Annotated in this window: 21 protein-coding genes; 9 read left to right on the top strand and 12 right to left on the bottom strand. The window is 70.6% G+C overall.

Going from position 1 to position 25,060, the window contains the following annotated elements; genetic code table 11:
• Nucleotides 1–65: 65 nt before the first annotated feature.
• From ABZ808_RS18885 to ABZ808_RS18870, 4 genes are all read right to left on the bottom strand, one after another.
• Complete coding sequence (locus ABZ808_RS18885) at nucleotides 66–1,754, bottom strand: methylmalonyl-CoA mutase family protein (RefSeq protein WP_357007831.1); 1,689 nt, start codon at nucleotides 1,752–1,754, stop codon at nucleotides 66–68.
• Nucleotides 1,755–1,849: 95 nt separating this feature from the next.
• Nucleotides 1,850–2,263, bottom strand: a complete 414-nt coding sequence (locus tag ABZ808_RS18880; protein WP_357007828.1) for an Asp23/Gls24 family envelope stress response protein — start codon at nucleotides 2,261–2,263, stop codon at nucleotides 1,850–1,852.
• 115 nt (nucleotides 2,264–2,378) lie between these two features.
• Nucleotides 2,379–3,383 (bottom strand): methylmalonyl Co-A mutase-associated GTPase MeaB, encoded by a 1,005-nt coding sequence (gene meaB / locus ABZ808_RS18875; protein WP_357007825.1) that lies wholly within the window; start codon nucleotides 3,381–3,383, stop codon nucleotides 2,379–2,381.
• Nucleotides 3,384–3,438: 55 nt separating this feature from the next.
• Nucleotides 3,439–4,638, bottom strand: a complete 1,200-nt coding sequence (locus tag ABZ808_RS18870; RefSeq protein WP_357007822.1) for an acetyl-CoA C-acetyltransferase — start codon at nucleotides 4,636–4,638, stop codon at nucleotides 3,439–3,441.
• Between the two features lie 62 nt (nucleotides 4,639–4,700).
• Between ABZ808_RS18870 and mce the strand changes: the two genes are divergently transcribed.
• The 5 genes from mce to ABZ808_RS18845 all read left to right on the top strand — a co-directional run bounded on the left by mce (nucleotide 4,701) and on the right by ABZ808_RS18845 (nucleotide 12,409).
• A complete protein-coding gene (mce, locus tag ABZ808_RS18865) occupies nucleotides 4,701–5,174 on the top strand; it encodes a methylmalonyl-CoA epimerase (protein WP_357007819.1) in 474 nt (157 codons plus the stop codon).
• 403 nt (nucleotides 5,175–5,577) lie between these two features.
• Nucleotides 5,578–6,933 carry a crotonyl-CoA carboxylase/reductase gene (gene ccrA, locus ABZ808_RS18860; protein WP_357007816.1) on the top strand — a complete coding sequence of 452 codons (1,356 nt, stop codon included), beginning with the start codon at nucleotides 5,578–5,580 and terminating at the stop codon, nucleotides 6,931–6,933.
• Nucleotides 6,934–7,232: 299 nt separating this feature from the next.
• Nucleotides 7,233–8,495 carry a cell division protein DivIVA gene (locus ABZ808_RS18855; RefSeq protein ID WP_357007813.1) on the top strand — a complete coding sequence of 421 codons (1,263 nt, stop codon included), beginning with the start codon at nucleotides 7,233–7,235 and terminating at the stop codon, nucleotides 8,493–8,495.
• Between the two features lie 177 nt (nucleotides 8,496–8,672).
• The gene (locus ABZ808_RS18850; RefSeq protein ID WP_357007811.1) at nucleotides 8,673–10,727 is read left to right on the top strand and encodes a hypothetical protein; all 2,055 of its coding nucleotides are present in this window, start codon (nucleotides 8,673–8,675) and stop codon (nucleotides 10,725–10,727) included.
• Nucleotides 10,728–11,314: 587 nt separating this feature from the next.
• Nucleotides 11,315–12,409, top strand: a complete 1,095-nt coding sequence (locus tag ABZ808_RS18845; protein ID WP_357007808.1) for an AI-2E family transporter — start codon at nucleotides 11,315–11,317, stop codon at nucleotides 12,407–12,409.
• A 10-nt stretch (nucleotides 12,410–12,419) separates the two neighbouring features.
• On the opposite strand, the gene ABZ808_RS18840 is transcribed toward ABZ808_RS18845, so the two are convergent.
• The 5 genes from ABZ808_RS18840 to ABZ808_RS18820 all read right to left on the bottom strand — a co-directional run bounded on the left by ABZ808_RS18840 (nucleotide 12,420) and on the right by ABZ808_RS18820 (nucleotide 17,188).
• Nucleotides 12,420–13,229, bottom strand: a complete 810-nt coding sequence (locus tag ABZ808_RS18840; RefSeq protein WP_355593790.1) for an alpha/beta hydrolase — start codon at nucleotides 13,227–13,229, stop codon at nucleotides 12,420–12,422.
• Between the two features lie 79 nt (nucleotides 13,230–13,308).
• Nucleotides 13,309–13,632: a hypothetical protein gene (locus ABZ808_RS18835; RefSeq protein ID WP_357008231.1), complete on the bottom strand. Its 324-nt coding sequence runs from the start codon at nucleotides 13,630–13,632 to the stop codon at nucleotides 13,309–13,311.
• 55 nt (nucleotides 13,633–13,687) lie between these two features.
• On the bottom strand, nucleotides 13,688–15,478 hold the full coding sequence (locus ABZ808_RS18830) for a 3-hydroxybutyryl-CoA dehydrogenase (RefSeq protein WP_357007806.1): 1,791 nt from the start codon (nucleotides 15,476–15,478) through the stop codon (nucleotides 13,688–13,690).
• 134 nt (nucleotides 15,479–15,612) lie between these two features.
• Nucleotides 15,613–16,674, bottom strand: coding sequence for an alpha/beta hydrolase (locus tag ABZ808_RS18825; RefSeq protein ID WP_357007804.1), 1,062 nt, complete (start codon nucleotides 16,672–16,674; stop codon nucleotides 15,613–15,615).
• A gap of 97 nt (nucleotides 16,675–16,771) precedes the next feature.
• A complete protein-coding gene (locus tag ABZ808_RS18820) occupies nucleotides 16,772–17,188 on the bottom strand; it encodes an FHA domain-containing protein (RefSeq protein ID WP_357007801.1) in 417 nt (138 codons plus the stop codon).
• Nucleotides 17,189–17,440: 252 nt separating this feature from the next.
• On the opposite strand from ABZ808_RS18820, the gene ABZ808_RS18815 reads away from it, so the two are divergent.
• A complete protein-coding gene (locus tag ABZ808_RS18815; protein WP_357007798.1) occupies nucleotides 17,441–18,937 on the top strand; it encodes an aldehyde dehydrogenase family protein in 1,497 nt (498 codons plus the stop codon).
• An 80-nt stretch (nucleotides 18,938–19,017) separates the two neighbouring features.
• Nucleotides 19,018–19,671, top strand: coding sequence for a class I SAM-dependent methyltransferase (locus tag ABZ808_RS18810; protein WP_357007795.1), 654 nt, complete (start codon nucleotides 19,018–19,020; stop codon nucleotides 19,669–19,671).
• Nucleotides 19,672–19,675: 4 nt separating this feature from the next.
• Here ABZ808_RS18810 and nucS read toward each other — a convergent pair whose 3' ends face one another.
• Nucleotides 19,676–20,335, bottom strand: a complete 660-nt coding sequence (gene nucS / locus ABZ808_RS18805; RefSeq protein ID WP_357007792.1) for an endonuclease NucS — start codon at nucleotides 20,333–20,335, stop codon at nucleotides 19,676–19,678.
• Between the two features lie 71 nt (nucleotides 20,336–20,406).
• Between nucS and ABZ808_RS18800 the strand changes: the two genes are divergently transcribed.
• Entirely contained in the window at nucleotides 20,407–21,024 is a 618-nt protein-coding gene (locus ABZ808_RS18800) for a DUF4126 domain-containing protein (RefSeq protein ID WP_357007789.1), read from the top strand.
• A 70-nt stretch (nucleotides 21,025–21,094) separates the two neighbouring features.
• Here ABZ808_RS18800 and ABZ808_RS18795 read toward each other — a convergent pair whose 3' ends face one another.
• The gene (locus tag ABZ808_RS18795; RefSeq protein ID WP_357007787.1) at nucleotides 21,095–21,676 is read right to left on the bottom strand and encodes a hypothetical protein; all 582 of its coding nucleotides are present in this window, start codon (nucleotides 21,674–21,676) and stop codon (nucleotides 21,095–21,097) included.
• An 815-nt stretch (nucleotides 21,677–22,491) separates the two neighbouring features.
• Here ABZ808_RS18795 and ABZ808_RS18790 point away from each other — a divergent pair.
• Nucleotides 22,492–22,788, top strand: a complete 297-nt coding sequence (locus tag ABZ808_RS18790) for a DUF1540 domain-containing protein (RefSeq protein WP_357007785.1) — start codon at nucleotides 22,492–22,494, stop codon at nucleotides 22,786–22,788.
• Nucleotides 22,789–22,933: 145 nt separating this feature from the next.
• Here the strand turns inward: ABZ808_RS18790 and ABZ808_RS18785 are convergent, their stop codons facing one another.
• Nucleotides 22,934–24,940, bottom strand: a complete 2,007-nt coding sequence (locus ABZ808_RS18785; RefSeq protein ID WP_357007782.1) for a protein meaA — start codon at nucleotides 24,938–24,940, stop codon at nucleotides 22,934–22,936.
• Nucleotides 24,941–25,060 lie beyond the last annotated feature (120 nt).

The following is a 25,060-nucleotide window of genomic DNA, read 5'->3' as shown; positions in this document are numbered from 1 at the left end:
TCGATACGCGCCATATGCGGCATATGCCGAGGCAGCAAGTGCAAGATCGACGGGGGTCTGTGGGGTCAGAAGCGGGCGGGCTCGCGGTAGGTGCCCCACTCGGCGCGCAGGGCGTCGCAGATCTCGCCGAGGGTCGCTTCGGCGCGGACCGCGTCGAGCATGGCGGGGATCATGTTCTCGTCGGTGCGGCTGGCCTCGACCATGCGGGTGACCGCCGCACTGACAGCGGCCTCGTCCCTCGCGTTCTTGCGCTCGGCGAGCACCCGACGCTGCTCCAGCTCCACCTCGTGCGAGATGCGCAGGATCTCCAGCTCCTTGGCGACCGTGCCGGTGTGGCAGTTGACGCCGACGATCTTCTTGTCGCCCTTTTCGAGGGCCTGCTGGTAGACGAAGGCCGACTCGGCGATGTGCCCGGTGAACCAGCCGTCCTCGATGCCGCGCAGGATGCCGGAGGTCATCGGGCCGATCTGGTGCGGCCCCTCGCCGCCGAGCTGCCGAATCCGAGCGAAGATCTCCTCCGCCTCGGCTTCGATCTTGTCGGTGAGCGCCTCGACGTACCAGGAGCCGCCGAGCGGGTCGGCCACGTTGACCACGCCGGTCTCCTCCATCAGCACCTGCTGCGTACGCAGGGCGATCTCGGCGGACTCGTCGGTGGGCAGCGCCAGGGTCTCGTCGAGCGCGTTGGTGTGCAGCGAGTTGGTCCCGCCGAGCACCGCCGCGAGCGCCTCGACGGCCGTCCGCACCACGTTGTTGACCGGCTGCTGGGCGGTCAACGACACCCCGGCGGTCTGCGTGTGGAACCGCAGCCACAGGGCCTTCTCGCTGGTCGCGCCGTAGACGTCGCGCAGCCAGCGGGCCCAGATCCGGCGGGCGGCGCGGAACTTGGCGATCTCCTCGAAGAAGTCGAGGTGCGAGTCGAAGAAGAAGCTCAGCCCCGGCGCGAAGACGTTCACGTCCAGGCCACGCGACAGGCCCAACTCGACGTAGCCGAACCCGTCGGCGAGGGTGTACGCCAACTCCTGCGCGGCGGTCGAGCCGGCCTCTCGGATGTGGTAGCCGGAGACCGACAGCGGCTTGTAGCGCGGAATCTCGGCGGCGCAGTATTCCATCAGGTCGCCGATCAGGCGCAGATGCGGCTCCGGGTCGAAGAGCCACTCCTTCTGCGCGATGTACTCCTTGAAGATGTCGGTCTGCAGCGTTCCGTCCAGCTTGGACAGGTCGGCGCCCTGCCGCTCGGCGGCGACCAGGTACATGCAGAACACCGGGACGGCCGGGCCGGAGATGGTCATCGAGGTCGTGACGCCGGCCAGGTCGATGCCGTCGAAGAGCGCCTGCATGTCGGTGGCGGTGTCGATGGCGACGCCGCAGTGGCCGACCTCGCCGAGCGCCTGCGGGTCGTCGGAGTCGCGGCCCATCAGGGTCGGCATGTCGAACGCGACCGAGAGGCCACCGCCGCCGGCACCGAGGATCATCTTGTAGCGCTCGTTGGTCTGCTGCGCGTTGCCGAAGCCGGCGAACTGCCGGATCGTCCAGGTCCGCCCGCGGTAGCCGGTCGGATACAGACCCCGGGTGTACGGGTACTCGCCCGGCCAGCCGATCCGCTCGAAGCCCGGATAGGAGGCACCCTCCGGCGGGCCGTAGACCGGGTCGACGGTCATCCCGGAGAGGGTGGTGAAGTCGGCGTCCCGCTTGCGCGCGGAGTCGTACCGGGCCTGCCAGCGGGCCCGTCCGGCGGCGATCTCGTCGGCGTCCATGCGCGGGGCTCCTCCTCGGTTCGTCGATGCACGTCGAGTGTAGAGCCCTGACCTGAACGATCGCTAAGTCAGTCCGTACCGGCAGGTAACCACCCTCAGGCGGTCGAAGCGGCCGGCCCGCCGCCCATCGCCACGTCGTCGACCCGGATGTTGACCTCGTCGACCCTCAGCCCGTACGCCTCGACCGCCTCGGTCACCCGGGCCCGCACCTGGCCGGTGATCTCCGGAACCGGCTGACCGGCCTGAATCACCAGCACCAGGTTGACCACGGCAGCGTCCCCGGTCACGTGGGCCGAGCAGCCCCGCCGGGCGTCGCCCACCTGGTCCAGCCCGACCCGGTCGAGCACCGCGTTGAAGAACCGGGCGACATCCCCGCCCAACTCGGCCACGCCGGGCACCGCACGGGCCGCCGCGACAGCGATCTTCTCGACCACCTCATCGGAAACCTGCGTCGTCCCGCCGGCCACCGCCGGCACCGTGGTCAGCTCCCGCGTCGCCTCGTGGTCCACGTGCCACTCTCCTGCTTCTCGCGCCGCCCAGCCGGCTCACCGACCCGACCCCACGGCCGTGGGGCGGTGCGAGCCTACAAGGACATGACGGCCACGAGGTGTCCGCCGTGGACGGTCAGCGGGCGAGCTGGGCGAGCAGGGTGTCCGCCGCCGTGTACGGGTCGATCCCGCCCTCGGCAACCTTGGCGGCGAGCGTGGTCAACTCCGTACCGTCGCGAAGTGAGCCGATCCGCGCGCGGAGCACGCCGAGCGCGATGGCCTCGATCTCGGCGGCGGCCCGCGCCTCCTGGCGGCGACGCAGCTCGCCGTGCTCGACCAGCCAGCCGCGGTGCTTGTCGATGGCGGCGGCGATGTCGTCGATGCCCTCGGCCCGCGCGGCGATCGCACGGACCACCTGCGGTCGCCACTGCCCCGGCCCGCGCTCACCGAGGGCGATCATGCCCTGGATGTCGCGGACCGTGGCGTCGACGCCGTCCCGGTCGGCCTTGTTGACCACGAAGACGTCGGCGATCTCCAGGATGCCGGCCTTGACCGCCTGGATCGCGTCACCCATGCCCGGGGCGAGCAGCACGAGCGTGGTGTCGGCCAGCGAGGCGACCTCCACCTCGGCCTGCCCGACGCCGACGGTCTCCACCAGCACCACGTCGCAGCCGGCGCCCTCCAGCACGCGGACCGCCTGCGGCGTAGCCGCCGACAGCCCGCCGAGGTGCCCCCGGCTGGACATCGACCGGATGTAGACGCCCGGGTCGGTCGCGTGGTCCTGCATCCGGACCCGGTCGCCGAGGATCGCACCACCGGTGAACGGGCTGGACGGGTCGACCGCCAGCACACCGACCCGGTGGCCGCGCGCCCGCAGCGCGCGGACCAGCTCGTTGGTGGTGGTCGACTTGCCCACCCCCGGTGAGCCGGTCAGCCCGACCACCTGGGCCTGCCCGGCGTACGGCGCCAGCGCGGCGGCGATCTCCGGCAGCAGCGCGTCGCCGTTCTCCACCAGGGTGATCAGCCGAGCCACCGCGCGAGGGTCGCCGGTGCGGGCCCGCTCGACCAGCAGCGGCACGTCCCGGCTGCGGCGCACCGAGGTGGTGACCGCCGCCGGCACGTTCTCGACCGCTTCGCTCACTGTGTCATCTTCGTTCACGACCGCGGGGCTCGCAGAACCGACTCACCCGTCGCGCTCACCGGTCGGCCGCTGCACTTCCCGGCACGTGGATGATCAGCGCGTCGCCCTGGCCACCGCCGCCGCAGAGCGCCGCCGCGCCGGTGCCGCCGCCGCGCCGCTTCAGCTCCAGCGCGAGGGTGAGGACGAGACGTGCGCCGGACATGCCGATCGGGTGGCCGAGCGCGATCGCGCCGCCGTTGACGTTGACCCGGTCCGCGCTGATACCGAGGTCACGGGTGGACTGGATGCCGACCTGCGCGAACGCCTCGTTGATCTCGATGAGGTCCAGGTCCTCCACGCTCAGGCCGCCCTTCTTGAGGGCGTGGTTGATCGCGTTGGACGGCTGCGAGTGCAGGGAGTTATCCGGACCGGCCACGTTGCCGTGGGCGCCGATCTCGGCCAGCCAGGTCAGCCCCAGCTCGTTGGCCTTGGCCTTGCTCATGACGACCACGGCGGCGGCACCGTCGGAGATCGGCGAGGAACTGCCGGCGGTGATGGTGCCGTCCTTGGCGAACGCGGGACGCAGCTTGGCCAGCGACTCGACGGTGGTGTCCGGACGGATGCCCTCGTCGTCGCTGATCACCAGCGGGTCACCCTTGCGCTGCGGGATCAGCACCGGGGTGATCTCCTCGGCGAAGTGGCCGTTCTTCTGCGCGGCGGCGGCCCGCTGGTGGCTGGCGGCGGCGAATGCGTCCTGCTCCTCGCGGGAGATGCCGTGCTTCGTGCCGAGCCGCTCGGTCGACTCGCCCATCGAGCAGCAGTCCCAGGCGTCGCTGAGCCCGTCGTGGGCCATGTGGTCCTTGATCACCACGTCGCCGTACTTGTAGCCGGAGCGCTGGCCCAGCAGCAGGTGCGGGGCGTTGGTCATCGACTCCATGCCGCCGGCCACCACGATGTCGAACTCGCCGGCCCGGATGAGCTGGTCGGCCAGGGCGATCGCGTCCAGGCCAGAGAGGCAGACCTTGTTGATGGTCAGCGCCGGCACGGACATCGGTACGCCGGCCTCGACCGCCGCCTGCCGCGCCGGGATCTGGCCGGCGCCGGCCTGGAGCACCTGCCCCATGATCACGTACTGGACCTGGTCCGGACTGACACCGGCCCGCTCCAGCGCCGCCTTGATGGCGATCCCGCCGAGCTTGGTGGCCGGGAGGTCCTTGAGGTTGCCCAGCAGCCGCCCCATGGGGGTACGCGCGCCGCTGACGATCACCGAAGCCATGCCTGCCTCCGAGGGGGGTGCCGAGCTGTACGCCTGAACGATGGTTCGGTCAGACTAGCGCCATGGCAGAAAACCTCCCCGTCGAGCCCCGTGCGGACTACGTCACAGATATCGGACTTCGCAAGATCGATCACGTCGGCATCGCCGTGAGCGATCTGGACGCCGCGATCGACTTCTACGAGCGCACGTTCGGGATGCGCTGCGTGCACACCGAGACCAACACCGAGCAGGGCGTCCGGGAGGCGATGCTGGCCGTCGGATCGACGACCGAGGGCGGCTGCGTGCAACTGCTCGCCCCACTCACCCCCGAGTCGACGATCGCCAAGTTCCTCGACCGCAACGGGCCCGGCGTGCAGCAGGTCGCGTACACGGTGGTCGACATCGACGCGGCCTGCGCGGCACTGCGCGCCCGCGGGATGCGGCTGCTCTACGACGCCCCACGGCGCGGCACCGCGGACTCCCGGATCAACTTCGTGCACCCCAAGGACGCGGGCGGCGTCCTCGTCGAACTCGTCGAGCCGGCCGCCAGCCACTGACCGCCCCACCCACGCCAGCACGCCGCGCCGCCCGCTGACGGCCGGACTTTGATCAACTCCAGGTCGCCGATGTGGCGGTGTCCAAGCCATCCGATACCGCCACATCGGCGAGATGGAGTCGATCAAGCGCCCCGGCGACACGAGCGAGGGCCGGGGCAGCCCGGGGCCGGGGTGCGCGAGCGCGGCGGTGCGCGGTTCACGGGGTCGTCGGACACCTTCACGCATCGGCCGATGCAGTTTTTCACAGAGACTTCCCGCCCTAGCTACCGTTCAGTAACGTCCGGCCCACAGGAGCGCGAAGGGTGCCGGATGTGTCGAATGACGACATGGCGGTCGTGCCCACCGGCGCCGACGATGGCAGCACCCAAGCCCGTGCGGGTGCGGGGACGAACCGGAGGTCACCGTGCAGGACATCCTCGAAGCGATCATGGCCGCGGAGGAATCGAACGACCCGGACCGTGAACTTGCCGGCGTCGCCGGACTGCCCGTCCCGGAGAGCTACCGGGGCGTGGTCGTCCGCGCCGAGGAAGCCCGGATGTTCGACGGCATGGCCACCCGGGACAAGGACCCTCGCAAGGCGCTGCACGTGCAGGAGGTGCCGACGCCGGAACTCGGGCCGGGCGAGGCGCTGGTCGCGGTGATGGCCAGCGCGATCAACTACAACACGGTGTGGACCAGCATCTTCGAGCCGCTGCCCACCTTCAAGTTCCTCCAGCGCTACGGCCGGATCTCCGAGCTGACCCGCCGGCACGACCTGCCGTACCACGTGGTCGGTTCGGACGCCGCCGGCGTGGTGCTGCGCACCGGCCCCGGGGTGACCCGGTGGGCACCCGGCGACGAGGTCGTCGCGCACTGCCTCTCCGTCGAACTGGAGGACGCGGCGGGGCACGACGACACCATGCTCGACCCGCAGCAGCGGATCTGGGGCTTCGAGACCAACTTCGGCGGGCTGGCCGAGCTGGCCATCGTCAAGGCCAACCAGCTGATGCCGAAGCCGCGGCACCTGAGCTGGGAAGAGGCGGCCAGCCCTGGGCTGGTCAACTCCACCGCGTACCGGCAGCTCGTCTCGCACCACGGTGCCAACATGAAGCAGGGCGACGTGGTGCTGATCTGGGGCGCCTCCGGCGGCCTCGGCGGGTACGCCACCCAGATGGCGCTCAACGGCGGCGCGATTCCCGTCTGTGTCGTCTCCTCGCCGGAGAAGGCCGAGCTGTGCCGCAAGATGGGCGCGGAGCTGGTCATCGACCGGGCGGCGGAGGGCTTCCGGTTCTGGAAGGACGAGGAGACCCAGGACCAGGACGAGTGGCGTCGCTTCGGCGAGCGGATCCGCGAGCTGACCAGCGGCGAGGACCCGGACATCGTCTTCGAGCACCCGGGCCGGGAGACGTTCGGCGCGAGCGTCTACGTGGCCCGGCGCGGCGGGACCATCGTCACCTGCGCGTCCACCAGCGGCTTCCAGCACCAGTACGACAACCGCTACCTGTGGATGCACCTCAAGCGGATCGTCGGCAGCCACTTCGCCAACTACCACGAGGCGTGGCAGGCCAACCGCCTCGTCGCGCTCGGCAAGGTTCACCCGACGGTGTCCCGCACCTACCCGCTGGAGCAGACCGGCCAGGCCGCGTACGAGGTGCACCGCAACGCCCACCAGGGCAAGGTCGGCGTGCGCTGCCTCGCACCCGCCGACGGGCTGGGTGTGCGCGACGGGGAGCTGCGGGCCCGACACGAGGACGCGATCAACCGGTTCCGGGGGCAGTGAGCGGCAACCCGTTACCTGGCACCGGCCGGATGGACGAGGACCGGATGGCCAATGCGGTGATCGACCATTGTTCTTCCGCCCTCATTAGCGGAGAGCCGGTCCGGAGCGAAGAAAGGGCCACGGGGCGTACCCGTGGCCCTTTTTATCCTCACTCTGCGTGGCGTCCGTCCCGCCCGGGACCTGCCAAGATCGCCCATTGGTCCGGCCTTGCTGAGCGAGGGAGTTGACCATGTAAAGAGGACACGAAAGCTTCGTACCGCTCTTGCGAAGCACCCTGGGGCGTCTGCCAGTATGTCCCAATGCCCCAGCAGCAGTCCTCCCCTCTCGCGTTCTTCGATAACGCGAACTCGCAGCCAGATTTCACCGTTGGCCTGCGCGGATACAACACTCACCAGGTCGATGACTTCATCGGCCGGATGACGGCCGCGCTGACCCAGTCCGAGCAGGCCCGTGCCGAGGCCGAGCAGCGGATGAACGACGCCCAGCGTCGACTCCGCCAGGCCGAGCAGCGCATGAGTGCGCTGGAGCAGAAGCTCACCGACACCAACAAGCAGCTCGAAGAGAACAGCCGGCCCACCCTCTCCGGGCTCGGCACCCGGGTCGAGCAGATCCTGCGGCTCGCCGAGGAGCAGGCCAACGACCACCGCAACGAGGCCAAGCGCGAGTCGGAGGGCATTCTCTCCGCCGCCCGCCTGGAGGCTCGCGAGATCACGGACAAGGCCCGCGCCGAGGCCGCCGCGATGAAGGCCAGCGCCGAGCGCGAGGCCGGAAACCTGCGCACCGCCGCCGAGCGCGAGGCCGCCGAGGTCCGGGTGCAGGCTCGCCGTGAGGCCGACACGCTGCGCGCCGACGCGGACCGTGAGACCAAGCAGCTGCGTACCGTCACCGCGCACGAGGTGGCCGAGCTGAAGTCGACCGTCGAGCGGGAGGTGGCCACCCTCCGGGCCACCGCCGAGCGGGAGATCACCCAGCAGCGGGCCAAGGCCGCCCGCGAGGCCGAGGAGAAGCGCGCCGAGGCGACCAAGCTGCTCACCGACGCCCGGGACAAGCGCGACAAGGACCTGCAGGCCCTTGAGCTGCAGCTGGCCGAGCGTCGCGAGAAGGCCGAGCGTGAGGAGTCCGAGCGGCACGCCTCCCAGGTCGCGCAGACCCAGAAGATGGTCAGCGAGGCCGAGCAGCGCGCCCGGGCCGCGCAGGAGCGCGCCAAGGAGATCGAGCAGCGCGCCGAGGCACGCCGGGTCGAGTCGGAGCGCAACGCCGCCGAGACGGTCGACAAGGCCAAGGCGCACTCCGAGAAGACGCTCAACGAGGCCAAGGCCGAGTCGCAGCGCCTGCTCACCGAGGCCCGCACCGAGGCCGAGCTGACCACGCAGGCCGCGCGCCGCGAGGTCGAGGACCTCACCCGGCAAAAGGACGCGGTCACCTCGCAGCTCGGGCAGATGCTCTCCGGGCTCGCCGGCATCGTTCCCGGCGTGCCGGCGGCGGCAGCTCCGGCGGCCAAGCCGGAGGCGAAGAAGGCCGATGGCGGTCAGGAGCGGGTGACCGCGGAGACCGCTGGCTGACGCGAGGCGTCAGCGCGGGGCATCGACGGCGCGAGGTGACACCGGGTGACCGGTGTGACCTCGCGCCGTGTGCGTTTCCCACCCACTGACATCGCCTACTCCTCACGGAGTGAAGTAGGTCCCACAAGGGCCGTCCGTATCGCCCCAGCAGGGTCCGATGCGTGTGAGGATGGGGGCATGTCGCACGGCGAGGAACTGTTCGCTCTCGGCGGGGACGTGACCACGGAGCCCAGCTTCGAGTCCGCTCTGCGGGGGTATGAGAAGAAACAGGTCGACCGGTACGTCGCGCGTGCCGAGCACGAGATCGCGACCCTCGCCGCCGAACGGGAACAGGCCTATACACAGATCCACAAGCTCGCCGGCCAGGTCGAGGTGCTGCAACGGGACCTGACACAGGTCCGCAAGCAGATGAACGTGGTGGACCGGGCCTCGTTCCGGCACCTGGGCCCCCGCGTCGAGTCGATCCTCACCCTGGCCGAGGAGCAGGCCGAGCAGATCCTGTCAGCGGCGAACGAGGAGATCGAGGCCCGTCGCGCCGCCGCCGAGCACATCATCGAGGAGGCCCGCGAGCAGGCCGCGCGGGCGCTGAAGGACTTCGAGATCGCGCTCGCCGCCCGCCGCCAGGAGGAGGAGCGGCACAGCGCCGCTCGACGCGCCGAGGCGGAAGCGACCGTGCGGTCCGCGAAGGACGAGTCGGCGAAGCTGCGCAAGGCGGCGCAGGACGCGCTCACCAAGGCCCAGCAGGAGGCCACCCAACTCCGCGACACCGCCAAGGAGATCCACACTCGCGCCCAGCAGGAGGCCACCAAGCTGCGCGAGGCGGCCCGCGAGGCGTTGGCCACCGCCCAGCAGGAGGCCGGTGACCTGCGTGAGGCGGCCAAGGAGGTGCACGCCAAGGCCCAACTGGAGGCCAAGCGGCTCACCGACAACGCGACCGAGGCCGGCCGGGCGACGCACGCCAAGGCACAGCAGGAGGCCAAGCAGATCATCGACGATGCGTCGATGGCGGGCCGGGCTGCCCGGGCCAAGGCGCAGCAGGAGGCGGAACGCCTGACCACGCAGGCGTCCGAGTCGGCAAAGCGCAGCCGGGCCGAGACCGAGGCGTACGTGCAGCGGATGCGCAGCGAGACCGAGGCGTACGTGCAGCAGTCGCGGGCGCAGACCCAGCAGGAGTTGGGCGCGTGGCGGGCCGGCGTGGAGCAGGAGGTCAACTCCCGGCGGGAGGCGGCCGACCGGGAGCTGGCCCAGCGACGGTCCACGGCCGAGCAGGAGTTCGCCAAGCGCCGCGACGAGTTGGACAAGCAGCACACGGCACGCCAGCAGGAGTTGGAGACCGGGTTCGCCAGCCGTCAGCAGGAGCTGGAGACGACCTGGGCCACGCGCAGCGACGAGCTGGAGACCGAGTACACGGCCCGTAAGAACGAGCTGGAGACCGAGTACACCAGCCGCAAGAACGAGATCGAGCAGGGCGCTGCCGCGATCCGTCAGGCGGCCGAGCAGGACGCCTCGGCGATGCGCGAGCGGGCCGAGTCGGAGGCCGCCGAGCTGCTGAGCCGCGCCGAAACCGAGGCGGGCGACAAGCGCCGCAAGGCCGACGAGCATGTCGCGGCTTCCCGCCGGCAGTTCGAGGAGTACGCGGCCACCACCCAGCAGCACCTGGCCACCACGCAGCAGCACCTGGCGGCGACGCAGCAGGAGGCGGCGGCCGGCCGGCAGCAGCTCGCCCAGGTCATGTTGGAGATCGCCCAGGCCCAGCAGCAGCTTGCCGACCTGCGGCAGGAGACGTGGAAGGCTCGTCAGGAGTCCGACGAACTCGAGCGGCAGATGGCCGAGCTGCGGTTGCAGAGCACCACCGGCCCGGTCGACGGTCCGACTACGCCGGCTGCCGATGACGGCGTGATGGTGACCGCCGACGCCGGTTCGGCCGGCGGTGCCGCCACCGGCCTCAAGGCCGAGCCCGCCGACGCCACGCAGCCGGTGGCCGCCACGGCGGACGGCGCCGGGCAGTCGACGACCCGACCGGTCGCCGAGCCGGTGACCACGGTCGACGGCGGCGCGGCCAGCGCGGGCGTCGACGGCGAGCCGACGGTGGCGGCAGTGCCGGGCGAGGGTGGCAGGGGCGCCAAGCCCACCAAGATCACCAGCACCGGCGAGAACGGCAAGCGGCCCACCAAGCCGACCACCGACGAGCGCAGCGCCAAGCCGAGCAAGGTCACGATCGAGAAGGACTGACCGGTTACTGCCCCAGCGCGGCCCGCACCCCACACAGCGCGCGGGTGCCCCCGTAGAGCTCACGCAGCCACTCCGGGGACGGCCGCACCGCATGATCGACACGACATCGCCGATGTCGGGCTGTCCTGCCGCCCCCCGACACCCCCATGTCGGCGATGTCGAGTGGATCACTTCCCGGATGGCCGCGGAGGGTAGGCCCTGCCCTGACGAGCGTGATGTCTGTGGGACATCAAAATGTCTCACAGACATCAGGCATTTCCGGGGAACGCCCCGGCGCCGCCGACACCCACAGCCGACCGCGACACGCGCCGACGGTGATTAAGGCACACGGAGGACCAGATTGACGGTCTCGTGGTCGATGGCGACCATGAGGTGTCCACCCTGCTGACGCGCTGCCCCACCGGCAGGCGACCGTCGCCCGTCGTCCCCACCGCCTGACCCGGAGGTCCCTGGTGCCACAGCACGGCCAGCCCGCCGACGACCCGGACGCCACTTTCGGCCCTCCACCCGCCAAGACGCCACGGAGCGAGACGCCGCACGACCAACCGCCGCACGACCAACCGCCGCACACTGAGGTGCCGCGTGCGGTGCCGGTTCCTGACCTTGACCCGGAGGATCTGCCGGCGGTCCCGTCCGGGAAGTTCGGCACGCCGGGGCGTCCGCTGCGGCGCAACAGCTTCCTGCTCGGCTTCACCGGCGCGTTGGGCGTGCTGCTGGCGTACACCCTTTATCTGGGGATTCGAAATGCCGGCGGCATCCTGGTCCTGGTGGTGATCGCGCTGTTCCTCGCGGTCGGCCTGAACCCGGCGGTGGTGCGGCTGCGCCGCTGGGGTGTGCCGAACGGCCTCGCGGTCGCGGTCGTGGCGCTGACCGTGGTGCTGCTGCTCTGCGGCGGGGTGGTGGCGCTCGTTCCGCCGGTCGTGACGCAGTCGGGGCAGTTCATCGAACAGTTGCCCAGCTACGTCGAGGATCTGCGCCGCAACCCGACGGTCAACGACCTGGTGGAACGGTACGACGTGATGGAGCGGGTGCAGAGCGCGGCCAACGCGGACACGATCGGCCGGGCGCTCGGCGGGGTCCTCGGCGGCGCACAGTTGATCTTCGGCACCGTGTTCCGGACGCTTACCGTGCTGGTGCTGACCATCTATTTCCTGGCGTACTTCAACCGGCTGCGCTCGCTGAGCTACTCACTGGTGCCCCGGTCGCGGCGGGAGCGGGTGCAGCTGATCGGCGACGAGATCCTGGCCAAGGTGGGCGCCTACATGGTGGGCGCGCTGAGCATCGCGGTGCTGGCCGGCACGACCACCTTCGTCTTCGCCTTGATCGTCGGGTTGCCGTACCCGTTCGCGCTGGCCGTGGTGGTCGCGGTGACCGACCTGATCCCGCAGATCGGCGCGACCCTGGGCGCGGTGATCGTGAGCCTCGTCGGGTTCGCCACCAGCCTGCCGGTGGGCATCGCCTGCGCGGTCTTCTTCCTCATCTACCAACAGGTGGAGAACTATCTGATCTACCCGAAGGTGATGCGCCGCTCGGTGGAGGTCAACGAGGTGGCCGCCCTGCTGGCCGCGTTGCTCGGGGTGGCGCTGCTGGGCGTGGTGGGCGCGCTGATCGCCATCCCCACCGTGGCCGCGCTGCAACTGATCCTGCGCGAGGTGGTGCTCCCCCGCCAGGAGACCCGCTAACGCGTGCGGGTCAGTCGGCCTTGCCGGCAGCCGGCCCAGGTACGGGCGTGTCGGCGAAAGCCGCCACCGTCCGGTCGGCGTACGCGCTGACGTCACCGGACTCCATCGGCCCGTCCCAGGTGGTCGGCAACGGCACCTCGACCGCCGGGTTGACGCGACGGACGATCTCGTCGAGCACCGTCTCCGCGTCGCCCACCCACAGGTGCTTCGCGCCCGGCACCCCTACGACCTCGGCCTGCGGCACCGCCGCGAACCGCTCCCGCGCTTCGGCCGGGCGCAGGTAGTCGTCGAACTCGGGCACCAACGCCACGAGCGGCCGACCGGAGCCGGCCCAGGTGGCCAGGTCCTCAGGGGCCGAGAAGCGCAGCGGTGGGGAGAGCAGGATCGCGCCGACGATCGCCGGGTCGCAGCCGTACTTGAGGGCCAGGTCGGTGCCGAACGACCAGCCGACCAACCAGATGTTGGGCAGTTCGGCGAACTCCGCGTACTCGATGGCGGCGGCCACGTCGAAACGCTCACCGACGGCACCGTCGAACGCACCCTCACTGGTGCCACGCACGCTGCTGGTGCCCCGGGTGTTGAACCGGAGCACGGCCACGTCGGCCAGCGCGGGCAGCCGCCAGGCCGCCTTGCGGAACACGTGGCTGTCCATCATTCCGCCGTGGGTGGGCAGCGGGTGCAGGCAGACCAGGGTGGCCACCGGCGGCCGTTCGGCCGGTAGGGCCAGCTCACCGACCAGCCGCAGACCATCGGCGGTGTGCAGCTCGATGTCCTCCCGGCGGCCGGGCAGGATCGACGACGCGCGGATCGTTGTGCTCACCGCTCAAGTCTGTCGCGAAGTCACCGCCACCGCCCGCCCAGGCGGGAACAGGGTGATCCAGATCGCTCAGGCGCGACGCTCAGTAGCGCGGCGTGCCCCGCCCGCGTTGCACCGCCGGGCCGCGTCGCTCCCGGGCACGCCAGCAGCCGCTGTGCCAGTGCCGCCGGTCGGTCAGGTCACCCAGGCCGTCCGCCGGCCAGGCCACCAGGTGCGCCACCCCGGGCCGGATCTCCTGGTTACAACCCGGGCAACGGTACGTCTTGACCGACGCGCCCGCGCCGATCCCACGGACCTGCCAGGCACCGTCAGTCCACTGCTGCACGGAGGCGACGCCCTGCCGGACGCGGTCGTCGTCCAGGTTGGCGTTCTCGTCCCGGCGAGGGCGGTTGCGACGGGGGCTCACAGTCACCAAGCGTACGGTCCGTCGGGCGGGACGGCCCGTCCGGCGTTGACCCCGGTCAGCGGTGCGAGTGGTCGCGGAAGCCGCGGCGGGTCTTGCGGCCCAGGTAGCCGGCGGTGACCAGGTGCTCCAGCAGCGGCGCGGGCGCGAAGCCCGGCTCGCGCAACTCCAGGTAGAGCTCCCGCTGGATGGCCAGCGCGACGTCCAGCCCCACCACGTCGAGCAGTTCGAACGGGCCCATCGGGTAGCCGCAGCCCAGCTTCATCGCGTGGTCGATGTCGTCGGCCGTGGAGTAGCTGGCCTCCAGCATCTTGACCGCGTCGTTGAGGTACGGGAAGAGCAGCGCGTTGACGATGAACCCGGACCGGTCGCCGCAGACCACACCGGTCTTGCCCAGCGCGGCGCAGACCGCGCGGGCCGTGGCGGCGGCCTCCGGCGAGGTGCGGATGGTGCGAATGACCTCGACCAGCGGCATGATCGGCGCCGGGTTGAAGAAGTGCAGCCCCACCACGTCGGCCGGCCGCTGGGTGGCCATCGCCACGTCGATCACCGGCAGCGAGGAGGTGGTGGTGGCCAGCACGACGCCCGGCTTGCAGATCTCGTCGAGGCTCGCGAAGAGCGCCTTCTTGACGCTCAACTCCTCGACCACCGCCTCGACCACCAGGTCGACGTCGGCGAGGTGGTCGAGCGTGGCCGACCAGCTGATCCGGCTGAGCGCGGCGTCCCGGTCGGTCTCGGAGAGCTTGCCGCGCACCACGCCCTTGTTCAGCGACGTCTTCACCGACTCGCAGACCTTCGCGGACTTCTCCGCGCCACGGGTCACCGAGACGACCTCGTAGCCGGCCTTCGCGAAGACCTCGATGATGCCGGTGGCCATCGTCCCGGAACCCACCACGCCGACCTTCGCGATGGCGCGGGCCCCGTCGGCGAGCGCGGCCTCCGTGGCCACCGGCGTCGCCTCATCGGGTACGACCTTCGGCGAGCCCGGTCGCTCGTAGGTGTAGAAACCCCGGCCGGACTTCCGGCCGAGCAGCCCCGCCGTCACCATCTGCTTGAGCAGCGGCACCGGGGCGTGGCGGCGGTCCCGCCCGCCGCGCCGGTACATGGTGTCGAGGATCTCGTACGCCGTGTCCAGACCGATCAGGTCCATCAGCGCCAGCGGGCCCATCGGCAGGCCACAGCCGAGCTTCATGGCGGCGTCGATATCCTCCCGGGTCGCGTAGTGCGACTCGAACATGCCGACCGCGTGGTTGAGGTAGCCGAACAGCAGCGCGTTGGCGATGAAGCCGGCCCGGTCGTTGATTGTCACGTCGACCTTGCCGAGCCGGGCGCAGAGTGCCTCCACGTCGGCGACCACCTCGGGTGAGGTGACGACCGTGCGGACCACCTCGACCAGCTTCATCACCGGCGCCGGGTTGAAGAAGTGGATGCCGATCACCTGGTTGGGCCGGGTGGTGGCGACCGAGATCTCGGTGACGCTCAGCGACGAGGTGTTGGTGGCGAGGATGGCGTCCGGCCGGCAGACCCGGTCCAGCTCCGCGAAGATCCGCTGCTTGAGGTCCAGGTGCTCGGGCACCGCCTCGATGACCAGGTCGACGGAGTGCAGCGCGTCCAGGCCGACCGCGAAGTGCACCCGGTCGTGCAGCGCGTCCCGGTCCGCCTCGGCGAGCTTGCCCTTGGCCACCGCGCGATCGGTGGAGCCGGCGAGGGTGGCACGGCCACGCTCCAACGCTGGCGCGGAGATCTCGACGGCCACCACGTCGATGCCGTTGCGGGCGAAAACCTCGACGATGCCGGCACCCATGGTGCCCAGCCCGACCACACCCACGGTGGTGAACTCGCGTGCCACGACCGGCCTCCCCAGACACTCCGCACGACCGCTGAACGGTCGCTAAGTTATGCGCGCGAGTCTGCCACGTGACGCTCGGTTGTCGAGACGCCGTGGCATATTTCACCCATCGCGCCGCGTGCCCGGACCGCCGTTCAGGCGGCCGGCACGGTGGTCAGGGCCAGCAACTCCGCGACGAACTCCGCCGGCCGCTCCAGGTGCGGGCTGTGCCCGCAGCCGGGCAGCACCACCTCGCGGTACGCGCCGCCGGCCGCCGCGTACCGCTCCAGCACCGCCCGGGTCTGGCCGACCATCGGCTGCGGCGGACAAGCCTCCTCGCCCGGCCAGCCGGGTACGACACCCAGCGAGCCCAGGTACGCCAGGTCGAACAGCGAGGTGTCCGAGACGATCACGTCGGCGTCACCGCGTACCCAGGTGACCGGAGGTTTCTCGGCGACGGCCACCATCTCGTCGGCGAGCCGGAACCAGGTCGGCGCGAGAGCGTTGAGCACCCCGCGCTCCCCCGGCGCGGTGCCCGGCCAGTTCTCCGACGGCACCGCCGTTCCGGGGTAGTTGTCGTCGCCGGTCGCCGTGGAGAGCACGCTGTCCAGCAGCAACTCCTCGTCCGCGTCGAGCGAGGCCGGGTCGGCCACGTAGGCGGCCCGGAGCACGGCGCGCGGGCTCGCCTGCGTGTCGGCGCCGCGGTCACCGTCCGCGAGGCGGGTGACGAAGTCGCGGTTGGCCGTGCCGGCGCCGGTCCCGGCGAAGTCGGGCGTGGTCGGCGTGCCCACCAGGTCGCGGGTGCCACCGAAGCCGTACGGGGAGACCGGTGCGGCCAGCAGCAGCGCGCTCACCCGGTGCGCGTTGTCGACGAGCAGTCGCATCGCCACTCCCCCGCCGAGGGAGTGCCCGACGACCACCACCGGGCGGCCGGCGCCGAAGAGCGTCGGCTCGTCGAGCAGGGCGGCCACGTCGTCGGCGAAGTCCCGCAGACCCCGGGTGGCGTTCACCGGGGCGGTTTCGGAGTCGCCGTACCCGCGCAGGTCCGGAGCGACCACCCGCAGCGTCGACGGCAGCCGCCGGACCAGCGGCTCCCAGAACAGCGAGGACGAGCAGTTGCCGTGGATCAGCAGCACCGGGATGCCGTCGGGCGGGCCGGCCACGCGTACCGCCTGGGTGATGCCGTTCGCCGTGATGGTCCGCTGTTCGGTCTCCATCCGCGGCATGCTGCCACGGCGGTACGCGCCGGTCCAGGTGCGCGGCAGCCATCCGGAGCGCGCTGACCGTGTGGGCCGACCAACCCACGAGGTGCGCTCAGCGGCGCGTGGTGGGCGGTACGGCCAGCGGCAACGGCAGTGTCGGCCGGACGTCCCGCCGGGGCGGGCCGAAGCTGAGCCCGACCGGGTCCGTGAGGGCCACGCCCGGGTCGAACAGGCGCAGCTCGGTACGCCCGAGCCGGATCACGTCGCCGTCCGAGAGGAGTTCCACGTCGGTGATCCGGCGGTCGTTGAGCCAGGTGCCGTTGGTGGAGCCCAGATCCCGCAGCGAGGCTCCCTGCGGGGCCAGCCACACCTCCGCATGGCAGCGACTCAGGTGCGGATCGTTGACGACCAGCTGGCCGGTGGCCGCCCGACCGATCACCAGCGGCTCGGCCCGCACCCGAAAACTCGCTCCGCGCATCGGCCCAGCCGCGACAGTCAATAACGGCAGCAGTTCCGGATGTTCGTCCATGGACACTTAACCCTCCCCCGTACCATTACTCCGCGCGTCAGCCTGCCATCAGACGGTAATCGTCAATACCGACCGGCCGGTCAGCTCCTCGTCACCTCCCGGCCATGTGCTGTTCGACGGTTCGGGCGGGCGGACGCGACATACGCCGCCTGACCTGCCCTGATCAACGAGCGGGCCGGTCGGCGCGACTCCCGCTCACGAAGCCCTGATCACGACCTACCAGCGAGTAATTTTCGGGTCTAGACTTCGGCCATGACGGCTGTGCGTGTCCCGGGCATCCCGATCATCGAGGCGGGTCAACTGGTTTCCACCAGCCCGGCCACCGGCGCCGAGGCCGGCCGCCTCCCGATTGCCACAGTCGCCGACGTCCGGCAGGCCGTCGACCGGGCTCGCGCAGCCAGCGAGTGGTGGGTCGGCCTGGGCTTCACCGGCCGCCGCCAGCGACTGCTGCGCTGGCGCGCACTGCTCGCGCAACGGATCGAGCAGCTCGCCGAGCTGGTGCACGTCGAGGGTGGCAAGCCGGTCGCCGATGCCATCGTCGAGATCGTCACCGCCATCGAGCACATCGACTGGGCCGCCCGCAACGCCCGCCGGGTGCTCGGCCCGCGCCGGGTACGGTCGCGGCTCATCCTCGCCGAGTTCTCCGCGCACCTCGAATACCAGCCGCACGGCGTGGTCGGCGTCATCGGGCCGTGGAACTATCCGGTCTTCACCCCCGTCGGCTCCGCCGCGTACGCCCTTGCCGCCGGTAACACGGTGGTGCTCAAGCCGAGCGAGTACACGCCCGCCGCCGGCCAGTGGCTGGTGGACAGCTTCGCCGAGGTCGTCGACGGGCAGCCGGTCTTCACCGCCGTGCACGGGCTGGGCGACGTGGGCGCGGCGCTGTGCCGTTCCGGGGTCGACAAGATCGCCTTCACCGGCTCCACGGCGACCGCCCGGAAGGTGATGGCAGCCTGCGCCGAGTCGCTGACCCCGGTGCTGATCGAGGGCGGCGGCAAGGACGCCATGATCGTCGACAGCGACGCCAACCTGGACGCCGCCGCCGAGGCGTGCGTCTGGGGCGGCATGACCAACGCCGGTCAGACCTGCATCGGCATCGAACGGGTCTACGCCGTCGACCCGATCTTCGACGCCTTCGTCGACAAGGTGGTCGCCAAGGCCGGCCGGCTGACCGTCGGCCCGGAGGGCACCGACATCGGCCCGATCACCATGCCCAGCCAGATCGACGTGATCCGCCGGCACATCGATGCGGCGGTCAGCTCCGGCGGGCGCGCCGTGCTCGGCGGCCCGAGCGCCGTGCAACCCCCGTACGTGCATCCGACCGTCCTGGTGGACGTCCCGGAGGACTCGGCCGCCATCCGCGAGGAGACCTTCGGGCCGACGCTGACGATCAACCGGGTCCGCGACGCCGATGAGGCCGTCGCCCGCGCCAACGCCTTGTCGTACGGCCTGGGTGGTTCGGTTTTCGGCCGACGGCGCGCGGTGACGATCGCCCGGCGGCTCCGCTCGGGGATGGCTTCGGTCAACTCCACCCTGACCTTCGCCGGGATGTCCACCCTGCCGTTCGGCGGGATCGGTGACTCCGGCTTCGGGCGGATCCACGGCGAGGACGGATTGCGCGAATTCGGCCGCAGCAAGGCCATCACCCGCCGCCGGGCCCGATCGCTGCTTCCGTCGATGACCTTCGAACGGACCCCGGCCGACGTGGCCCGACTCGTCAAAGCCATCAAGGTGATGTACGGCAGGTGAGTGTCGGATAACCGATCTTCGGCAGAGATCGGCGTATAAGTATATTTGCTTGTCGTGTCCGCAGCCGTACATTGCGTTAAATGGGCCACAATCGATTGCGCTACCGCCTTGTCGACAGCGACCGGTCATGGAGCGCCCGGCAACGGCGACGTCGCTCGGAATGGTTGGTGCGCACTTTTCCCGACATCGGCGACATGCACGTTGTCGACCTCGGCGGCCGGCTCGGCACCTGGCAGCGCGCCACCGTCCGGCCGGCCCGGGTGACCGTGGTCAACCTGGAGCAGCCGCCCGCCGTCGTGCCGGAGTGGGCCCACGTCGAGCAAGCCGACGCCTGTGAACTGCCGGCACACGTCAGCGGCGGCGACTACGACCTGGTCTTCTCCAACTCGGTGCTGGAACACGTGGGAGGGCACGAACGTCGGCTGCGGTTCGCGGCTGCCGCCCGCGCACTGGCCGACCGACACTGGGTGCAGACGCCCTACCGGTACTTCCCCATCGAGCCACACTGGATCGCACCCGGAATGCAGTTCCTTCCGGTACGGCTGCGCACCGCGTTCGCCCAGCGCTGGCCGCTCGGGCACAAGCCGACCCGCAGCCACGAAGCCGCCATCCACCAGGTGCTCTGGACCGAATTGCTGGACCGCTCACAGATGCGCCACTACTTTCCCGACTCGCGGCTGCTGATCGAGCGGGTGGCCGGGCTGCCGAAATCGCTGATCGCCGTGCGCAGCTGAGCCCTCAGAAGAGGGTCAGCTCGTCCTTCTCGATGCCGCGCAGCTTGTTGTAATCCACGACCACGCAGCGGATGCCGCGATCGGCGGCGAGCACCCGGGCCTGCGGCTTGATCTCCTGCGCGGCGAAGACCCCGACCACCGGGCTGAGCAGCGGATCGCGGTTCATCAGTTCGAGGTAGCGGGTGAGCTGCTCCACCCCGTCGATCTCACCGCGACGCTTGATCTCCACGGCGACCGCGCCGGAGTTGGCGTCCCGGCACAGCAGGTCGACCGGCCCGATCGCCGTCATGTACTCGCGGCGCACCAGCGTGTACCCCTCGCCCAGCACACTCGGGTTCGCCGCCAGCAACTCCTGCAGGTGCGCCTCCACCCCGTCCTTGCGCAGGCCGGGATCCACCCCCAACTCGTACGAGGTGTCCTGGAAGACCTCCTCCAGGGTGATCCGCAGCTCCTCACCGGCCTTGTTGACCACCCGCCACACGCCGGGAGCCTCCTCCAGCCGGCACGGAGGGCTCATCCAGTTCAACGGCTTGTACGCCCGGTCGTCGGCGTGGATGGACACCGACCCGTCCGCCTTCACCATCAGCAACCGGGTCGCCAACGGCAGGTGAGCCGAGAGTCGTCCGACATAGTCCACCGAGCACTTCGCAATGACCAACCGCACCCGACGAGGGTAGCCGAGCGACCGGCGACCGCCACCGAGCGGCACTGGCGCGTCGATGCGATGCTGAGATCGTGTTCGAAGTCCTCACCGGCACCGGCCTCGCCGCCTCGGCGGGGCTGAACGCCTACATCCCCCTGCTCGCCCTCGGCCTACTCTCCCGCTACAGCAACCTGATCGACCTGCCCAGCGGCTGGACGTGGCTCGGCAACGGATGGGTCATCGTCATCCTGGCCGTACTGCTCGCCGTCGAGATGGTGGCGGACAAGGTGCCGGTGGTCGACCACATCAACGACGTGGTGCAGACCGTGGTCCGGCCGACAGCCGGCGGGCTCGCGTTCGGCGCCGGGTCGTCGTCGGAGACGGTGACCGTCAGCGACCCGGGAAGCTTCTTCTCGTCGCACCAATGGGTGCCGGTGGCCGTGGGCGTCGTGCTCGCCTTCGGCGTACACCTGCTCAAGTCCGCAGCGCGGCCGGTCGTCAACGCGACCACCGCCGGGTTCGGTGCGCCGGTCGCCAGCACCGCCGAGGACGCCACCAGTGTCATCGTCTCCCTGATCGCCATCCTCCTGCCAGTGCTGGTGCTCGCCTTCCTGGTCGGCCTGTTGGCCTTCACCTACTGGTTCCTGCGCCGGCGCTCGGATCGTCGGCGAGAACGAGAGGCCGCCCGCGCTGCTGGGTTCCGCGTCTGACGCACGGATATGCCGCTGGCCGGCGCCCCGTGTTCGGGGTGCCGGCCAGCGGTCGGTGTCATGCGGGGGGTCAGCTGTTCCAGTACTGGCCGACCAGGTCGGCGGCCTGCTGCTCCCACTGGGCGTAGGCGTCCGGGTAGGCCGAGACCTGCACGGTCTGCGCGGCGTCGGTCAGCGGCATGTCCTGCCAACCGTCGACCTGCTTGAGGCCCTTGAGGAAGGCGGTGGTGGAGTAGTCGGGGTCGGTGATCTGCTCCGGCGTGCCCCAACCCGAGCTCGGGCGCTGCTGGAACAGGCCCTGCGAGTCGTGGTCGTTGCGGTCGCCGAGGTGGCCCAGGTTCTTCAGCTTCGACTCCTGCAGGCTCGTCGCGATCGAGATGACCGCGGCGCGCTCGGGCAGGCCGGCCTTCTTGGTGGCGGCGATGATCGCCTTGACGTTGGCGGTCTGCTCGTCGTTGAGGGTGATGTGCGACTGGGTGCCCTGCACGCCGTGCGGGATCAGCTTGGCGGTGTCGGGCTTGTCGGCCTGCACCACCGCGACCGGCTTGGCATCCACCGGGGTGGCGGCGTGGGCGATCGGGCCGGCGAAGACGCCACCGGCGAACGCGAGACCAGCAACGGACAGCACGCTCTTACGAATGATCGTGTTCATGAGGGTTAGCTCCTTCGGGGGTAAGGACACCCACCCACCAGGGGGACGGTGGCGCGGGTGTGAGCACCTCGTCCGGCGCTGCACAAACGGGGGGGAAGTCTTAACGTCGGCGGCCTACGGGCGGGGGGCTCGTGGGGGGGCTCGTGGCGCCGGGTCCAGATGTAACGACCGGCGGGCCGGGGTCATTCCGGGGGGCGGCCCATCCACACGTCGAACCTCGATCGTGGGGGATGTAACGACCCGAGGGGCCGGGGTCATTCCGGCGGCCCGTCGAGCCAGTGCGGTCGGTCGTGGGGTTGTAACGACCGGGCCGGGCCTGGCATTCCAACCCGGGTGCGGGGCGGGCCGGCGGCCGGTGGTACTGCGATCGTCAGGGTATGTAACCCGTCCGGGGCCGCCACGATTCCGGCCTCAGGATGCCACCGGTCACACCCAGAAACCACCCATAAATGGACAACCTGCCCAACAAGCGCGGTGTGGCCCGGTCAGACCGGCCGGTCGAGTGATGATCCACTCGACATGGCCGATACCGGGGTATCCACGGCACCGGGATACACCGACATCAGGGAACCCGAGTCGATCAACACGCCCCCGCCCGATCTCGGGGTCGGATCGTCCGGTCTGGGGGCTGATCCACTCCAGATCGTCGATGTGGGGGTATCCGCCGAACGGGACACCGCCACATCGGCGACCTGGTGTCGATCAACCGCAAACTAGGTGCATTCGGCCAGCAGCCACTGACGAGACGGCGGGATACCGAGCCCGGAAAGGCTGACAAATGCCTAGGATCGGGCAAGAAACCTATGGAGGTCGAGATGACTGCAGCATTGGAGATGCCCCGGGTCCAGGAGTGTGTGGTCGCGGCATGCGCGTACAACCAGGCCGGTGACTGTCACGCCTTCGCGATCACGATCGGCAGCATGGACCACGCGCACTGCCACACGTTCGTCGAGTCACCCGTCCAGGGCGGCTTGGGCAGCCTGATCGCCCAGGTGGGCGCCTGTCAGCGCGCGGACTGCCTGCACAACGAGCAGCTGGAATGCCACGCGCCGTCGATCAGGGTCGGACCGGACAATGACATGGCCGACTGCATGACCTACGACCACCGCTGAGCTGGGGCGGCCAACCACGCAGGGCCCACCAAACGACGCAGTAACCAAAACGACTACGCGGGCCCCAACGACCACGCAGGATCGACCGAGCACGCCGGCCCGACCGCGCGGGGCTGGTCGAGGGCGGAGGTTGGTGAGCTGCGGGTCAGGGCAGGGCGTTGGCGTGGCGGATGACCGTCACCAGGTCGTCGATGATGGTGGTGAGGGCGAAGTCCTTCGGAGTGAAGACCCGCGCCACCCCGGCGGCCCGCAGCGTGTCGGCGTCACCGGCGGGGATGATGCCGCCCACCACCACGGGAAGGTCAGCCCGGCCGGCGGCGCGGAGGCCGTCGAGCACGGCCGGCACGGCGGCCAGGTGCGAGCCGGAGAGCACCGATAGCCCCACCAGGTCGACGTCCTCCTGGACTGCGGCGGCGACGATCTGCCCTGCGGTCAGCCGGATGCCCTGGTAGACGACCTCGAAGCCGGCGTCGCGGGCGCGTACCGCGATCTGTTCCGCGCCGTTGGAGTGTCCGTCCAGGCCGGGCTTGCCGACCAGCAGCCGCAGACGACCGCTGCCCAGCTCGCGGGCGGTGGCGGTGACCCGTTCGCGGACCGTCGCGAGGCCGGGGTCGCCGCCGGTCCCGGTGCCGCCGGCCAGGCCGGTGGGTGCCCGGTACTCGCCGAAGACCTGGCGCAGCGCGCCGGCCCACTCGCCGGTGGTCACGCCGGCCCGTACACATTGCAGGGTGGCTGGCATGAGGTTGGTGGTGGTCGCGGCGTCCGCGCGGAGCCGGGCCAGTGCCGCGTCGGCGGCTGCGGCGTCACGTTCGGCCCGCCACCGGTGTACGTCGTCCACGGCGGCAGCCTCGACGGCCGGATCGACCTGCTCGACGGCCTCCGCTCCGGCGGCGGTCAGCGGGGAGGGTTCGGTCTCGACGTAGCGGTTGACGCCGACCACCACGTCGGCGCCGGACTCCATCCGGCGGCGGCGCTCGGCGAGTGAGGCGACGAGTGCGCTCTTGAGGTAGCCGGTCTCCACCGCGGCGACCACGCCGCCCAGTTCCAGCACCTTGTCCAGCTCGATCCGGGCTCCGGTGACGATCTCCTCGACGAGCGCCGTCATCACGTGCGAGCCGGCGAAGATGTCGGGGTATTCGAGCAGGTCCGACTCGTACGCCAGGACCTGTTGCATTCGCAGCGACCACTGCTGGTCCCAGGGGCGGGGCAAGCCGAGCGCCTCGTTCCAGGCCGGCAACTGCACCGCGCGGGCGCGGGCGTCGCGGGACATCGTCACGCCGAGCATCTCCAGCACGATGCGCTGGATGTTGTTCTCCGGCTGCGCCTCGGTCAGGCCGAGCGAGTTGACCTGTACGCCGTAGCGGAACCGGCGTTGCTTGGCGTCGGTGACCCCGTACCGGTCCCGGGTGATCTCGTCCCAGAGCGCGCCGAACGCGCGCATCTTGGCGATCTCCTCGACGAAGCGCACCCCGGCGTTGACGAAGAACGAGATGCGCTGCACCACGTCGCCCATCCGCTCGGCGGGCACCTGGCCGGAGTCGCGGACGGCGTCGAGCACGGCGACGGCGGTGGCCAGCGCGAAGCCGACCTCCTGCACGGGCGTGGCGCCGGCTTCCTGGAGGTGGTACGAGCAGATGTTGACCGGGTTCCAGCGGGGCATCTCGCGCAGCGTGTAGGCCACCACGTCGGCGGTGAGCCGCAGCGACGCCGCCGGCGGGAAGATGTACGTCCCCCGGGACAGGTACTCCTTGATGATGTCGTTCTGGGTGGTGCCGGCGCAGCGGGCCAGCTCGGCGTCCTGCTCCAGCCCCACGGTGCCGTAGAGGGCGAGCAGCCACATCGCCGGGGCGTTGATGGTCATCGAGGTGTTCATCTCGGCCAGCGGGATGCCCTCGAAGAGCGCCCGCATGTCGCCGAGGTGGGCCACCGGCACGCCGACCCGGCCGACCTCACCGGTGGCCAGCTCGTGGTCGGGGTCGTACCCGGTCTGGGTGGGCAGGTCGAAGGCGACCGAGAGGCCGGTCTGCCCCTTCGCCAGGTTGCGGCGGAAGAGGGCGTTGGTCGCGGCGGCCGACGAGTGGCCGGCGTAGGTGCGCATCACCCACGGGCGGTCCCGCTCGGGCAGCCGGCTCACAGATGCCTTCTCGTCCATGGCCGGAGTCTAAGTTACCGTTCAGTAAAACGGGCTGTGCAAAACCACACAGGTCCATGTCGCGGACATCCGGGTGTGCACGGCACACCGTGGTTGCTACCGCCACACCCCCGACGCCGC

Origin of the sequence: Micromonospora sp. NPDC047527 (assembly GCF_040643015.1) — a bacterium.
In the GTDB taxonomy this organism is placed as follows: Bacteria; Actinomycetota; Actinomycetes; order Mycobacteriales; family Micromonosporaceae; genus Micromonospora.
Note: the sequence above shows the minus strand (reverse complement) of the source record. Positions and strands in the feature narration are given on the sequence as shown.